Origin of the sequence: Allobosea psychrotolerans (genome assembly GCF_002917105.1) — a bacterium.
Lineage (GTDB): Bacteria > Pseudomonadota > Alphaproteobacteria > Rhizobiales > Beijerinckiaceae > Allobosea > Allobosea psychrotolerans.
In genome coordinates this window covers 1-12,304 of sequence record NZ_PQFZ01000031.1, presented here as the reverse complement: position 1 = coordinate 12,304, position 12,304 = coordinate 1, and the positions used below count along the sequence as shown (strand labels likewise).

At 65.8% G+C, this 12,304-nt stretch carries 14 protein-coding genes; 7 read left to right on the top strand and 7 right to left on the bottom strand.

Annotation, left to right across the window (positions count from 1 at the left end):
• The first annotated feature begins 92 nt into the window (after positions 1-92).
• Positions 93-449: a response regulator gene (locus tag CYD53_RS28255; RefSeq protein ID WP_103721415.1), complete on the top strand. Its 357-nt coding sequence runs from the start codon at positions 93-95 to the stop codon at positions 447-449.
• Between the two features lie 9 nt (positions 450-458).
• On the opposite strand, the gene CYD53_RS28250 is transcribed toward CYD53_RS28255, so the two are convergent.
• On the bottom strand, positions 459-821 hold the full coding sequence (locus CYD53_RS28250) for a sensor histidine kinase (protein WP_181012062.1): 363 nt from the start codon (positions 819-821) through the stop codon (positions 459-461).
• Between the two features lie 258 nt (positions 822-1,079).
• On the opposite strand from CYD53_RS28250, the gene CYD53_RS28245 reads away from it, so the two are divergent.
• Positions 1,080-1,289 (top strand): cold-shock protein, encoded by a 210-nt coding sequence (locus tag CYD53_RS28245; protein ID WP_057193656.1) that lies wholly within the window; start codon positions 1,080-1,082, stop codon positions 1,287-1,289.
• Between the two features lie 216 nt (positions 1,290-1,505).
• On the opposite strand, the gene CYD53_RS28240 is transcribed toward CYD53_RS28245, so the two are convergent.
• Complete coding sequence (locus tag CYD53_RS28240; RefSeq protein ID WP_103721414.1) at positions 1,506-2,450, bottom strand: helix-turn-helix domain-containing protein; 945 nt, start codon at positions 2,448-2,450, stop codon at positions 1,506-1,508.
• Between the two features lie 84 nt (positions 2,451-2,534).
• Here CYD53_RS28240 and CYD53_RS28235 point away from each other — a divergent pair, with 84 nt between their 5' ends.
• Complete coding sequence (locus CYD53_RS28235; protein ID WP_103721413.1) at positions 2,535-3,035, top strand: hypothetical protein; 501 nt, start codon at positions 2,535-2,537, stop codon at positions 3,033-3,035.
• A gap of 23 nt (positions 3,036-3,058) precedes the next feature.
• Positions 3,059-3,433, top strand: a complete 375-nt coding sequence (locus CYD53_RS28230; protein ID WP_103721412.1) for a VOC family protein — start codon at positions 3,059-3,061, stop codon at positions 3,431-3,433.
• A gap of 130 nt (positions 3,434-3,563) precedes the next feature.
• Here CYD53_RS28230 and CYD53_RS28225 read toward each other — a convergent pair whose 3' ends face one another.
• From CYD53_RS28225 to CYD53_RS28215, 3 genes are all read right to left on the bottom strand, one after another.
• Positions 3,564-4,406 (bottom strand): DMT family transporter, encoded by an 843-nt coding sequence (locus tag CYD53_RS28225; protein WP_103721411.1) that lies wholly within the window; start codon positions 4,404-4,406, stop codon positions 3,564-3,566.
• Positions 4,403-4,906 (bottom strand): GNAT family N-acetyltransferase, encoded by a 504-nt coding sequence (locus CYD53_RS28220; protein WP_103721410.1) that lies wholly within the window; start codon positions 4,904-4,906, stop codon positions 4,403-4,405. The genes CYD53_RS28225 and CYD53_RS28220 overlap by 4 nt, the downstream gene beginning before the upstream one ends.
• Before the next feature lie 63 nt (positions 4,907-4,969).
• Positions 4,970-5,734, bottom strand: coding sequence for a sulfite exporter TauE/SafE family protein (locus tag CYD53_RS28215; RefSeq protein ID WP_103721409.1), 765 nt, complete (start codon positions 5,732-5,734; stop codon positions 4,970-4,972).
• Positions 5,735-6,034: 300 nt separating this feature from the next.
• Between CYD53_RS28215 and CYD53_RS28210 the strand changes: the two genes are divergently transcribed.
• A complete protein-coding gene (locus tag CYD53_RS28210) occupies positions 6,035-7,453 on the top strand; it encodes a lipopolysaccharide biosynthesis protein (RefSeq protein ID WP_103721408.1) in 1,419 nt (472 codons plus the stop codon).
• 206 nt (positions 7,454-7,659) lie between these two features.
• Complete coding sequence (locus CYD53_RS28205; protein ID WP_103721407.1) at positions 7,660-8,460, top strand: L,D-transpeptidase; 801 nt, start codon at positions 7,660-7,662, stop codon at positions 8,458-8,460.
• A gap of 270 nt (positions 8,461-8,730) precedes the next feature.
• Here CYD53_RS28205 and CYD53_RS28200 read toward each other — a convergent pair whose 3' ends face one another.
• Both CYD53_RS28200 and CYD53_RS28195 read right to left on the bottom strand, forming a co-directional pair.
• On the bottom strand, positions 8,731-9,540 hold the full coding sequence (locus tag CYD53_RS28200) for a DUF2076 domain-containing protein (protein WP_103721437.1): 810 nt from the start codon (positions 9,538-9,540) through the stop codon (positions 8,731-8,733).
• A gap of 203 nt (positions 9,541-9,743) precedes the next feature.
• Positions 9,744-10,487: a L,D-transpeptidase gene (locus CYD53_RS28195; protein ID WP_103721406.1), complete on the bottom strand. Its 744-nt coding sequence runs from the start codon at positions 10,485-10,487 to the stop codon at positions 9,744-9,746.
• A gap of 519 nt (positions 10,488-11,006) precedes the next feature.
• On the opposite strand from CYD53_RS28195, the gene CYD53_RS28190 reads away from it, so the two are divergent.
• A partial coding sequence (locus tag CYD53_RS28190) for a HAMP domain-containing protein (protein WP_181012061.1) occupies positions 11,007-12,304 on the top strand: 1,298 nt, incomplete at its 3' end.

Below are 12,304 nucleotides of genomic sequence, written 5' to 3'. Positions count from 1 at the left end.
GCGGTGGGTTGAGCATCGGCGATCAGTTTCATTGCGAACCGACGCAACCATACGGCTCCAGGGCAGTTGGAGGGATACAACCTGGAGCTGCCATGTCCGCCCCCGTCGTCCTTGTCGTCGAAGACGACACCCTGATCCGCATGGATGCTGTCGCGATGATCGAGGATGGGGGCTACGAGGTCATCGAGGCGATTGGCGCCGATGAGGCCGTCATCCTGTTGGAAACCCGCTCGGACATCCGGGTTGTCTTTACCGATATCGAGATGCCCGGATCCATGGACGGCCTGAAGCTGATCCACGCAATTCGGCAACGCTGGCCACCTATCGTCCTGATCGTCGCATCAGGACGCCCGCAGCCTGCGCCTGCCGATATGCCTCAAGATACCGTGTTCCTGCAAAAGCCCTATCGGGCGGCGCAGATATTGGAGGTCCTGGCGGGCATCAAGTAGAAACGCGGCTTATTTTGCGAGCTTGCTCGTTCCCATCTTGAGGGTCACGATGACCCCATCGGCCGACCAGTCATAGCTTATGGAACCGCCGAGCTGGCTCGATATGCTTCGAATGACGAGCTTGCTGCCGTACCCGCCGGCTCCATTGGGAGGTTCGACGGAAGGCCCGCCCCGTTCCGTCCAGATGATCGTGGTTTCGTCGTCGTCGGAAGACCCTGAAACGTCGAGCGTACCCGTATCGGCTGAAAGCGCGCCATATTTAAGCGAGTTTGTCGCCAGCTCATGGATGATCAGGGATAAGGTCGTGGCGGCTCCCTCGCCGACCCCCATGCGAGGAACGGCGACACGGATGCGCCCGCTGAAGGCGCCCAATGCGTCGAAGCTCCAGAACCAATGTACTGTTTTCAGTGATCATCGCTCTTTAGAGCGTATTATTGCGATGTGCGATAATCAATCATTGACATTATTAGCGCGAGCGGTTAATCTGGATTTTGTCGATATTTGCTTGGACGGTCCTTGTTATTTTCGCGCTTCGGCGCGGCTCTGATGAACTCCCCCTTTCGAAATCGTTCTGAACTCGCTGAGCACTCGTTCGGCGAACGACAGGTCTTGCCAAAAGGAGGGTTTCTCATGACCACCGGCACAGTGAAATGGTTCAATTCCACCAAGGGTTTCGGCTTCATTCAGCCTGACGACGGCAGCCAGGATGTGTTTGTCCATATCTCCGCCGTCGAGCGCGCTGGAATGCGCGATTTGCAGGAGGGCCAGAAGCTCGGCTTCGAGGTCGCCCGCGACAACAAGTCTGGCAAGATGGCTGCCGAGCAGCTCCAGGCCGCGTGAGCTGACTGCGTCTTCGACGATGACCACGGATGTACTGGCATCGTCGACAGTCATGATTCAAGAAAGGCCAAGCTTTTGCTTGGCCTTTTTTGTGTGTCGGGCAAAGCGACCGCCGCACCTGAGATGGCGGTGAGCTGCCCGCGCTCGGCACCGAGACCGGCCTGACTTTCCGGCGACAGCGATGGCCTGGCTGGGATCCGTGCGACGACAGCATATCTAGGCGGCGCGGCTATCCTGGCGATAGGCGCTGGGGCTTTTGCCCATCGCCAGGCGGAAGTGGCGGTTGAAGGTCGAGAGATCTCCGAACCCACAATCGAAGGCGATCCGCGCGACCCCGTGCTCCGAGCCGCGCAGCAGGAGCGCGGAGCGGTGCAGGCGCGTCCTGAGCAGGAACTGATGCGGCGTCATGCCGATCAGCGTCTTGAATGTCCGCAGGAAATGATAGCGGCTCATCGCCGCCTCCCGGGCGAGCTCGGTCAAGCTCAGCGTTTCCTGGGAGCGCGTCTCGATGCGCCGCAGGGCCCGGGTGACGCGGCGGGCGTCGCGCGTCGACGGCGCGGCGGTTGCCGGCGGTTCGTCCACGAGCCTTGCCGCCACCGCGCCGGCGAGCCGGACGGCGAGCTCTTCATAGGCGGCAGCGCCGCCGCCAGAGCAATTTCCGACCGGCTTGGGTCGTTCAATGGCTCTCGCCCTTAGGCTTGACGCGTTTTCTCCGGGCAAACGCTTCGCGTTTGTCGCGGGCGAGCCGGTATCCACTTCGCTCGAAAACGCTCTGGTCGCCATCTCGGCCATCAGCCCCGCGAGTGCGGGAGACGGCGGCAGATGGGCGCGCGAGAACGCAAGCCGCCGCACGCCGGGGACGCCGGCAAGGATGTCTTCCAGATAGGCCGGGTCGAACTGGAAGGCGAGGCAGCGGTCGCCGGCAGCATGGTCGTGGCTGCATTCGAAGCAGGCGCCCTGATTGCCGAGCAGGAGTGCGCCCGGCGCCAGCAGCGCGGTGCCCTGGGGTGAGCGGTAGCCGAAGCTGCCGTTCGTCACGGCTGCAATGCAACAATACGCGTGCTGCTCCTCGAAGACGCGCTCGCCCGGTCCGGCCGTGCAGACGATGTCGCGCACGCGCCAGCCGGGGCCCGAGGCCAGGAGATGTGAGGTCGCAGCCATCACCGCAGTTTAGCAATTTTCCCCAAGCGCCGGGAGGGGCGGGGGCTCTAGATCGAGGGGTATGCCTCCAGCGGGAGCCCGAACATGGCAGCAGAGTCAGCGCCCTTCCTCGACATGCTTCACGCCATTGCGCCCGCGCCCGACAGGGTCGGCGGACTGGCGCTCTATGGCTGGCTCATCGGCGCTTGGACGATGGACGCCGTCATTCATGCCGATGACGGCACCCGGCATGAGGCCAAGGGACGTATCGGTTTCGGCTGGGTTCTGGAGGGGCGCGCGATTCAGGATGTCTGGATCCTGCCCGGCTTCTTCCACGGCACGACGCTGCGGGTCTACGACCCCGCGCTCGATGCCTGGCACATCCTTTGGAGCGACCCGCTGAAGCAATATTACGCGCGCCAGATCGGCCGCGCCGAAGGCCGCGACATCGTCCAGCACGGCACTGCCGGGGACGGCGTCGCGATACGCTGGCGCTTTACCGAGATCACGCGCGATTCCTTTCGCTGGCTTGGCGAAGTCTCGTCCGATGACGGCGTGAGCTGGAGGCTGCAGGCCGATTTCCAGGCACGCCGTACGACGCCCTGATCCACACTGAGAAGGAGACGACCATGCTCGATCATGTTTCCATCGGCGTTGGCGAGATCGCCCGCTCGAAGCGCTTCTACGATGCCGCGCTTGGCGCGCTCGGCTATCGCTGCCTGAGCGAGGATGAGACCTCGCTGGGCTATGGCCGGGACGCCGTCGCCTTCTGGCTCGGGGCGGTCGCGAGGCCGGTGCCGCCCGATCCCGGCTCGAACCTGCATTTCTGCTTCGTCGCGCCGACGCGGCAGAGCGTGGATGCGTTCCATGCCGCCGCGATCGCTCAGGGCGGAGCCGATAACGGCCGGCCCGGCCTGCGGGAGGCCTATGGTCCCGATTACTATGCGGCTTTCGTGGTCGATCCGGACGGCTATCGCATCGAGGCCTATTGCGCCGCCGCTTGAGGCCTTGAAGCGTTCTAGAGCGAAGTCGATACCGGTTTCCCCGCGATAAACGCGAAGCGTTTGCGCGGAGAAAACGCGTTAAAACAACAAGCTTGAGTAATAGAGCGATCAAATTAGGTCGGAAGTTGCTCTACCTCCGGCTCACCGCCACCGCGCCCGCGACGATCAGCAAGGCGCCCGCAAAGGTCGTGAACAGCGGCACCTCGCCGAACATCAGGTAGCCGAGCAGGCTCGCCCAGATCAGCGCGGTGTATTCGAGCGGCGCAAGGCGCGAGGCTTCGGCGCGCGCATAGGCCGAGACCAGCAGCAAATGCCCGCCGACGCCCAGTGCGCCGGCCAGGGCATAGGTCCCGATGTCGGCCGAGTTCATCGGCACGAAGGCGAGCGCGGCGGGAATGGCGAGGCACAAGGCCGGCCCGCCATTCTGGAACAGCACGATGATCGCCGGATGCTCCTTCTGCGCGATGCGCCGGAGCAGGACCAGGTTGAAGGCATAGGCCACGGCCGAGAACAGGGCGGCCGCGACACCGAGCTCGGCGTTGGTGACATGGCCCTGCAGGCGCGGCCAGACCATGATGAGCATCCCGGCGAGGCAGAAGCCGAGTGCCTGGAAGACGCGTCCGCTAAGCTTTTCCTTGAGCAGGAGGGCGCCCAGCAGCGCGACGAACACGGGGGCCAGGAAGGCGAGCGTCAGCGCCTCCGCCAGCGGCAGCAGCGAGACCGAATAGAAGAAGCTGCCGGCGGTGAGCACGACGACCGGCACGCGGATCGTATTGCCGATCACGCTTGCCCGCGTTGGGCGCGGCGGGCGGGCGAGCGCGACGAAGATAAGCGCGAACAGGCTGCCCATGGCGAAGCGCATGAACAGGGCCAGGAAGAAGGGGTGCTCGCGCATCTGCCCCTTGACCACCGCATCCATGGCGGTGAGCAGCGCGATGCCGAGAACGCCGCGGAGCGCCGTCGGCAGCGTCATGCCGAGACGCCGGTCAGGCGCTTGCGGAAATGATATTCCCAGGTCTCGGAGACGTCGGCGAGGTAACGCGCAGCCGGCCAGCGCACGAAGCCGAGCTTCTCGTAGAAGCGGTGGCCGCGCGCAAAGCGCGTATCGGACCACAGCATCATCTCGTCATAGCCGCCGGCCTGCGCGAAGCGCAGCGCTTCTGTGAACAGTGCCTGCGCCAGGCCGGAACCGCGAAAGGCCGGGTCGGCATAGACCTTGACGATCTCGGCCGCGTTCTGCTCCGGCACGGGCACGACCCCGAGCGAGCCGGCGATGCCGCCGCCGGGCGCGTCGGCGATCCAGAGCCGGCCGCCTTTCCCGGCGAAGTGCCTGGCGGGCGCGCGCAGTTCGGGGAATTCCGACCATTCGAAAAAGCAGTTCGGATACTCCGCGAAGCTCGCGGCGATCAGGGCAGCGAGCGGCTCGGAATCGGAATCGCGGGCGTCGCGGATGGGCGGGAGCAGGGCGGTCATGATGACCGCTTAAGGCTTATGCGGTTGCACGAATAGAGTGCGGTTCCGCAAGTCCGCATTCCCTCAGCGCAACAGCGCCAGCGCCGCATCGACCGAAAGCTTCGCGGCAGCGACCGCCAGCAGGCCGTAGCACCAGATGAACAGCGTCTTCTGGTCGAGCTTGCGGTGCACGACATGCCCGAGCCAGATGCCGATCGGCACGGCCGGCGCGAGCGCAAGCGCGCCCCAAAGGGCCTCGGTATGCTTCAGCCCCAGCGCGAAATAAGGCGGCAGCTTCAGCCAGTTGCCAAGGGTGAAGAGCGCGATGGTCGTGCCCACCAGCGTGCTCTTGGGCAGGCCGCGCCCGAGCAGATACATCGCGACCGGCGGTCCGCCCGCATGCGCGACGAAGGTGGTGAAGCCCGAGGCCGTGCCGGCGAGCAAAGCGAGCTTGCCCGAGACCGGGCGCGAGCCCGCAGCCGCGAGCCGCCCCTTCAGGAACCATTGCGCGGTGAAGGCAAGCGTCGTCAGCCCGATCAGAAGCGTGACGATACGCGGATCGATCCGGACGAAGACGAGATAGCCGATGCCGATTCCGACGACGAGGCCGGGCAGGAGCCAGGCGAGATCGGGCTTCGACCAGGTCGAGGCGCCGAAGCTGCGCAGCGCCATCATGTCCATCAGCGAGACCAGCATGGCGACCATGATCGCGGCGTCGAGCGGCTCGGTGACGATCGCCAGCAGCGGAATGCCGAGAATGGCCAGCCCGCCGCCAAAGGCGCTCTTGCCGATGGCGATGACGAGCGTCGTCGCCCAGCCGACGAGGTAGAACAGCGCTTCGCTCGGCATCAGATGATGGGGGCTGCCATGGCGGGGACGAACCGGTTTTTCGAGCCCTCATCCTGAGGAGCAAGGCGAAGCCTTGCGTCTCGAAGGATGCTCCAGCTCGCGGTGGCAGCGCCTCCTGGATCATCCTTCGAGACGCGATCCTGCGGATCGCTCCTCAGGACGAGGGCTATGGGGGTGAAGGCACGCGCTGCTCCCGCTTGGAAAACCGCACCCAGCCGGTTAGGCCAGTGAGACGGCACGATTCCGGCTTTCGCCTGAGTCGAGGGACCCTTGCCGCATTGGCGCCGAGACCGAGACGACATGACCGTCCTGCTGCCCTTCGTCATCAATGCCGGGCTGAACTTCGTCCTCGGTCTGCTCATCGCCTTCTTCCTCGGCCCGGCCGAGTTCGGCCGTTACGCCATAGGCGCGGCCATCATCGTGCTGGTCAATACGGCGCTGCTCGACTGGCTGAAGATATCGGCCCTGCGCTTCTATTCGTTGAAGACGCGCGAGACCCAGCCCGAGATCCGCGCGACGCTCGATCTTCTGGTCGCGGGCATCAGCATCTCGCTTTGCGGTCTGCTCGTCGTCGCCGTCGCTGTCGGCATCGACTTCAAATTGCCCGCGATGCTGCTCGCGGCCTCGGTGCTGGCGGGGATCGGTGCGGGGCTGTTCGACTATCACGGCGCGATCGCCCGGGCCCGCTTCCTCGATGCCGCCTATGCCCGGCTGATCATCGTCAAGAACATCATGGCGCTGATCCTGATGGTCGGCGGGGCCTGGCTGACGCGGGATCCGACGGTCGTGCTGCTAGGCGGCCTGCTCAGCGCCGCGGTCTCGCTCCTGGCGGTGCGCCGCGCGCTTGCCGATGCACCGCTCTCACTCGCCGCCGCGCGCAAGGACGTCGCCTGGAGCTTCTTCGTCTACGCACTGCCGCTCGTGGCGGGCAATGCGATCTATTCCTTGATCCCGCTGCTCAACCGTTCGCTGCTGGCCGATGCGCAGGGCTATGCCGAGGCCGGCTATTTCTCGCTCGCCTCCGATATGGGCCTGCGCCTGTTCGGGACGCTGGGGGCGACGCTCGAGATCGTGCTGCTGCGCGAGATCATCCGCCTCGACGAGACGCGCGGCCGGATCGCCGCGCAAAAGCGCATCGCCAAGAACGTCCCGCTCGTGCTGATGGTCGCCCTGCCGGTCGCTGTCGGGCTGTGGATGGTGCTGCCGGCCTTCGACCGCCTGATCGTGCCGCCGAGCTTCCAGGGCCGTTTCGCCACCTATATGGCGATCCTGATCCCGGGCTTCGCGGCGATCACGATCTTTCAGGCCGCCCTCTATCCGGTCTTCCTGATCGGCAAGCGCACCGGCATCGCAACGCTTGCCGCGCTGCTCGGGCTTGGCGTCAATCTCGCGCTCGGGCTCGGACTGGCGTCGACGCTGGGGCCTGCGGCCTACGCCTTCGGCCAGACGGCGGCCTTCCTGGTCGTGCTCGCGGTGATGGCGACGGCCGCCATGCGCGCTCTGCCGGTCTTGCCGCCGCTGCGCGATTGCGCCCTCGTCGTGCTGGCGACGGTCGTGATGGCTACCGTGATCTGGCCGCTGCGGCGGCAATTCTCCGCCCCGCTCGAACTCGCCTTGCAGGTCTCCATTGGCATTGCGGTCTATGGCGCGCTCATCCTTGCCTGCGATGTCGCGCGCTGCCGCACGACGGCGCGGCTCTGGTGGGCGACGCGGCGATAGGGCGCGGTTGAGAAGGGCACCTGCGGGCGCCTGAGGCAAGGCGCGGAAACGCTTCGTTCACCCTGTCCCTTGCCGGATCGCTAAGGTTAATTCGTTGATTTGGCGGGATTAACCGCCCGCCGCGCGCCGCAGAGTCAACGATTCACCATTCCTTCTCCAGCCGCTCGGCAGGCTCTCCGGCAGATTGATGTCGAGAGAGTTGCGTCATGCGCCCAGTCCTTCTCCTGCCGCTCGCCGCCCTTGTGCTGAGCGGGCCGGCCCTGGCCCAGAACTATGCCCAGCCGCTGCCGGGGGATCCGATGGCGACCGCCGCCTCGGGGCGGGGCAATTACGGCGGCGGTTTCATCGAGATGTTGATGACCGGCCGCGACCCGACGCCGATGGGCCGGGGTGGGGCGGTTTATAATCGCCCGGGCGCCTATGCCACCTATGGGCGTAGCACCCAGCCTGCGGCTTATCCGGCCGATCCGTTCGAGCCCGCGGCCCAGCCGCGTGCGCCCGGCCGCCGCATGGCCGCGCTCGGCCAGCCCGCAGAGATGGAGCGCCCGATCGAGCGCGTCATCGATCCGCGCTTCCGCAAGCAGGAGGTCGCCTATGACGGCCCGCAGAAGCCGGGCACGATCATCATCGACACGCCGCAGCGCTTCCTCTTCCTGGTTCAGCCGGGCGGGCGCGCCTTGCGCTATGGCATCGGCGTCGGTCGCCCCGGCTTCTCCTGGGCGGGCATGAAGACGGTCAGCCGCAAGGCGGAATGGCCGAGCTGGACGCCGCCGGCCGAGATGCTGAAGCGCCGCCCCGACCTGCCGCGCTTCATGCAGGGCGGGCCTGAGAACCCGCTGGGCGCGCGCGCCATGTATCTCGGCTCCTCGCTCTACCGCATCCACGGCACCAACGAGCCCTATACGATCGGCCAGGCGGTCTCCTCGGGCTGCATCCGCATGACCAATGACGATGTCATGGACCTCTATGAGCGCGTCCGCGTCGGCGCGAAGGTCCTGGTGATCTGAGATCATCCGGCTCGCATCGTCATTGCGAGGAGCGTGAGCGACGAAGCAATCAAGGAGGGCTCGCGCAAACCTCTGGATTGCTTCGCTTATGCTCGCAGTGACGGGTTGAACCCGCGCGAAAACTGATCGGAAAAAACGAAAGCCCGCCCGGCGCGAACCGGGCGGGCTTCGTGTTTGTCGACCCTGCGCGTCAACGGCTCTCTTCTTAAGAGTCCGAACAGGATCAATGCGAAAAACCGGTTCCCACTTTCTCGCATCCTGCTCTAGCGATCAGGTCCAGCTATCGTCGTCATCCCCGGCGAAGCTGGAGCCGTCGTCATAGCCGTCATCGGCGGGCACGTCGGCGTTGGCGTTCTGGTAGTTCGCCGGATCGGACGAGCCGTCATTGTAATTCGCATTGTCGCCCGCATTCTGCGTGCTGGCGGCGTCGTTGCTCTTGGTGGCGTCGGGCGTCGGCGGGTTGAACTTGGCGCTGTCCGAGATCGAGCCCAGATCGGCCGCCTTGGCTGCACCGCCGCCATGACCGCCGAAGGCATTGGTCAGGACATTGCCGAGCACCATGCCGCCGGCGACGCCGGCCGCGGTCGTGAGCGCGCTGGCCATGAAGCCGCCGCCTGACGGCGCCGGGGGCGCAGCCGCCTGGCCGGCCCAGGGGCCGGGCTGGGGCGCCTGCATCGGAGCCGCCTGCATCGGGCCGGGCTGGGGGCTGTTCCAGGCCGGGGAGGGCTGCCCCGCCGAGCGCTGCGGGAAGGCCGGCACCGAGCCCGGGCGCTGCGGTTCGGGCGCGCGTGGCGCGCCGCCGAAGATGCCTGACAGGAAGCCGCCGGATTGGGGGGCGGGCTCCGCCTGCCGGCTCTGCAGATCGCGGATTTGCGCCTGCAGATCCTCGACCTGCGCCTGCAGGTTGGTCAGCGCTTGTTCCTGCACATAGACCGCCTGCGCCATGGCGTAGGGTGCATAGGGCTGCTCGCGCAGGCGCTCTGAGATGAAGCGCTCAGCCTCGGGGTCGCGGGGCTGGTTGGCCGCCTGTTTCAGGCGGTCGAAAATCCCGGCGATCACGTCGCGTTCTTGCGGCGTCATCGTCATCTCCTCTTGTTCTGGGCGGCGCGGTCGCGCCGCCGCATCAAGAGGTGGTGGGTGCGTGTGACGGTATCAAGGCGGTGCCCCGGAACCGTCGGCTAAAGCGTTCTCGAGCGACGTGGATACCGGTCTGCCTGAAAACCGCGTCGAGGCGAAGTCCGAGGGCCATGTCCGATCCTGTTGGATCGGACATGGCCCTGGCCTCACATCGTGTCGGAGGTGAACTCGTCGAACTCCTCGCCCGGGGCCGGCTTCAGCAAGGTGCCGCGGTTCAGCACGACGACGGTCGTCCCGGTCGGCACCCGGCTGTGCAGGTCGATGATGTCCTGGTTGAACATCCGGATGCAGCCGCTGGAGACCGACTGGCCGATCGACCAGGGCTCCGAGGTGCCGTGGATGCGGTACATCGTGTCGCGGTCGCCCTGGTAGAGATAGAGGGCGCGTGCGCCGAGCGGGTTGTCGAGGCCGGCCTGCATGCCACCGGCCCAGGGGCCGTTCTTCTGGGGATCGCGCGCGATCATGGCAGGCGTCGGAGTCCAGCGCGGCCATGTTGCCTTGCGGCCGACGGTGGCGCGCCCGCGCCAGGACATGCCCTGCTTGCCGACGCCGATGCCGTAGCGGATGGCGCGGCCGTTCTCGCGGACGAGATAGAGGAAGCGGTTGTCGGTATCGACGACGATGGTGCCGGGCCGCTCGCGTGTCGGGTAGGACACTTCCTGGCGCAGGAACTTCGGATCGACCTCCGAAATATCGGTCGCCGGCAGCGGATAGGTCTCATCGGGCTGTTCGCCATACATGGCGAGGTATTCGGGGCTGACGCCAGGTGCGTGCGCCGCTTCGAAAGGCTCCTGCCGCGTGCTCACGCAGGCCGCGAGCAGAAGAGGCATCAGCAGCGCCGCGAGGCGCTTCAGGGGGAGGCTGGCGAAGGCGTAGGGCACGAAGGACATGAATGGGGCTCGATGGGTGAATCTGGCGGGCGACGGGTAACGAGGGAGCGACGCTCAAGTTCCAACGCCATGTCCCGATGCCTCTTTCAAGGTGCGCGACGTGGCCGTGGGGTGAACAGTGCGTGGCGAAATTGTGGCGGACATAAGCTGTGACGAATCAGCAACAATCATAATTCCTGTACGGGAGGCGACGAGCGCACTGCAATCATTGCGGGAATTCAGAGGCCGGTGTCGCGCGTGCAGGAGCTTTTATTGGTTCTAAACAAGGCGATAAGCTCCGATTTTAAGCATTTATTTAGCGATTTGGCAGCGAATCCGGAGATGTCGCGACGGCAACTGGCGACGATCGATGCTCCGGCTTCCGCTACAGAGGCGGCGAATCGCGCATGGCTCGGATCTCCTGGACGCATTGCGGCAGCGACCATGCCGATGCCTAACCAATCAAAAACTCCGGCTGGGTCAGATGCGCCAGAGATGCGCCTCGATTCAGCGGACCAACAGGCCGGGGAGGCCGGGTCCTTGAAGTCCATTCGCATCAAGATCGTCGCGATGTTGGCAATCGTCGCAGTCGGCGCCATCGTCTCGGCCGGGCTCAGCCTCTACGCCTTGTCGCGGGCCAACGACCTCAACCAACGCTCGAGCCTGCAGGGCGACATCGCTCTGCTGACCGAGCGGCTCAACGGCCTCGTCACCGGCGTGGTGATGGAGGCACGCGGTGTCTACATGTCGAAAGCTGCGGCGGAGGCCGAGCCTTTCGCCAAGGGGATGGAAAGCCGCTTCGAGCAGCTGCGCAAGCTGACAACGGACCTGAAGCGGCTTGCGCCCGCAAATGAGGGCGTGACGCGGATCGAAAAGGCAATCGGCGAATTCATCACCTTCCGCTCGGAGACCATCCGCCTTGGCCGCGAGGTCTCGACGACGGCGGCGAATGCCCAGGGCAACAACGAGCTCAACCGCGCCAACCGCAAGGCGCTGAACGACGTCCTCGTTACTTTCGGCGCGCAGAATGAGGCAGCCGCCAATGCGCTCGGACAGGAGGCCGATGTCTTCACCAAGCAGGTGCAATGGATCTTGCCGACCGTGCTGCTGGCGGCGCTGCTGGCGTCACTGGCCGCGGCATTGCTGTTCGCGCAACGCTCGATCACGCGGCCGCTGATTGATCTGGGCGGCGTCATGCAGCGCCTGACCGCTGGCGATACCAAGCTCGAGGTGCCTCACATCGGACGCCAGGACGAGATCGGCGCGATGGCGCGCGCGGTTTCAGTCCTGCGCGAGAGCACCGAGCAGGTTGCCGTGCTTCAGGAGCAGGAGCGCGCAGCCTCGGCCGCTCGCCTGGCGCGGGTGCAGTCGATGGAAGCAGTGGTGACGGATGTCGGTGAGGTCGTCGCGGCCGCGGCGTCGGGCGATTTCTCGGCGCGGCTCGAGATCGAGCATGCCGACGAGCAGATGCAGAAGCTGGTGGCCGGCATCAACGAGATCAATGCGGTGGTTGATTCCGCCACATCCGAATTCGCCGCCGCCCTGCAGGCGGTGGCGGGCGGCGACCTGACCGCCCGGATCGAGACTGCCTATCGCGGCAAGTTCGCCGAGCTCAAGGGCGCGATCAACGAGACGGTCGACCGGCTGTCTTCGACGGTGCGCACGATCCAGACGACCTCGGCGGATGTCGGCCTGGCCGCGCGCGAGATCACCATGGGCGCCGACGACCTGTCGAAGCGCACCGAGGAGCAGGCCTCGTCGCTGGAGGAGACCGCGGCCACGACCGAGGAGCTCGCCGCCTCGGTGAAGGCCTCGGCCCAGGCCTCCAGGCAGGCCGC

Bases quoted from the DNA above. Each gene is read 5' to 3' on its own strand.
- CYD53_RS28255 (WP_103721415.1), top strand. From the start codon at position 93: ATGTCCGCCCCCGTCGTCCTTGTCGTCGAAGACGACACCCTGATCCGC.
- CYD53_RS28245 (WP_057193656.1), top strand. From the start codon at position 1,080: ATGACCACCGGCACAGTGAAATGGTTCAATTCCACCAAGGGTTTCGGC.
- CYD53_RS28240 (WP_103721414.1), bottom strand. From the start codon at position 2,450: ATGGCTGCGACCTCACATCTCCTGGCCTCGGGCCCCGGCTGGCGCGTG.
- CYD53_RS28235 (WP_103721413.1), top strand. From the start codon at position 2,535: ATGGCAGCAGAGTCAGCGCCCTTCCTCGACATGCTTCACGCCATTGCG.
- CYD53_RS28230 (WP_103721412.1), top strand. From the start codon at position 3,059: ATGCTCGATCATGTTTCCATCGGCGTTGGCGAGATCGCCCGCTCGAAG.
- CYD53_RS28225 (WP_103721411.1), bottom strand. From the start codon at position 4,406: ATGACGCTGCCGACGGCGCTCCGCGGCGTTCTCGGCATCGCGCTGCTC.
- CYD53_RS28220 (WP_103721410.1), bottom strand. From the start codon at position 4,906: ATGACCGCCCTGCTCCCGCCCATCCGCGACGCCCGCGATTCCGATTCC.
- CYD53_RS28215 (WP_103721409.1), bottom strand. From the start codon at position 5,734: ATGCCGAGCGAAGCGCTGTTCTACCTCGTCGGCTGGGCGACGACGCTC.
- CYD53_RS28210 (WP_103721408.1), top strand. From the start codon at position 6,035: ATGACCGTCCTGCTGCCCTTCGTCATCAATGCCGGGCTGAACTTCGTC.
- CYD53_RS28205 (WP_103721407.1), top strand. From the start codon at position 7,660: ATGCGCCCAGTCCTTCTCCTGCCGCTCGCCGCCCTTGTGCTGAGCGGG.
- CYD53_RS28200 (WP_103721437.1), bottom strand. From the start codon at position 9,540: ATGACGCCGCAAGAACGCGACGTGATCGCCGGGATTTTCGACCGCCTG.
- CYD53_RS28195 (WP_103721406.1), bottom strand. From the start codon at position 10,487: ATGTCCTTCGTGCCCTACGCCTTCGCCAGCCTCCCCCTGAAGCGCCTC.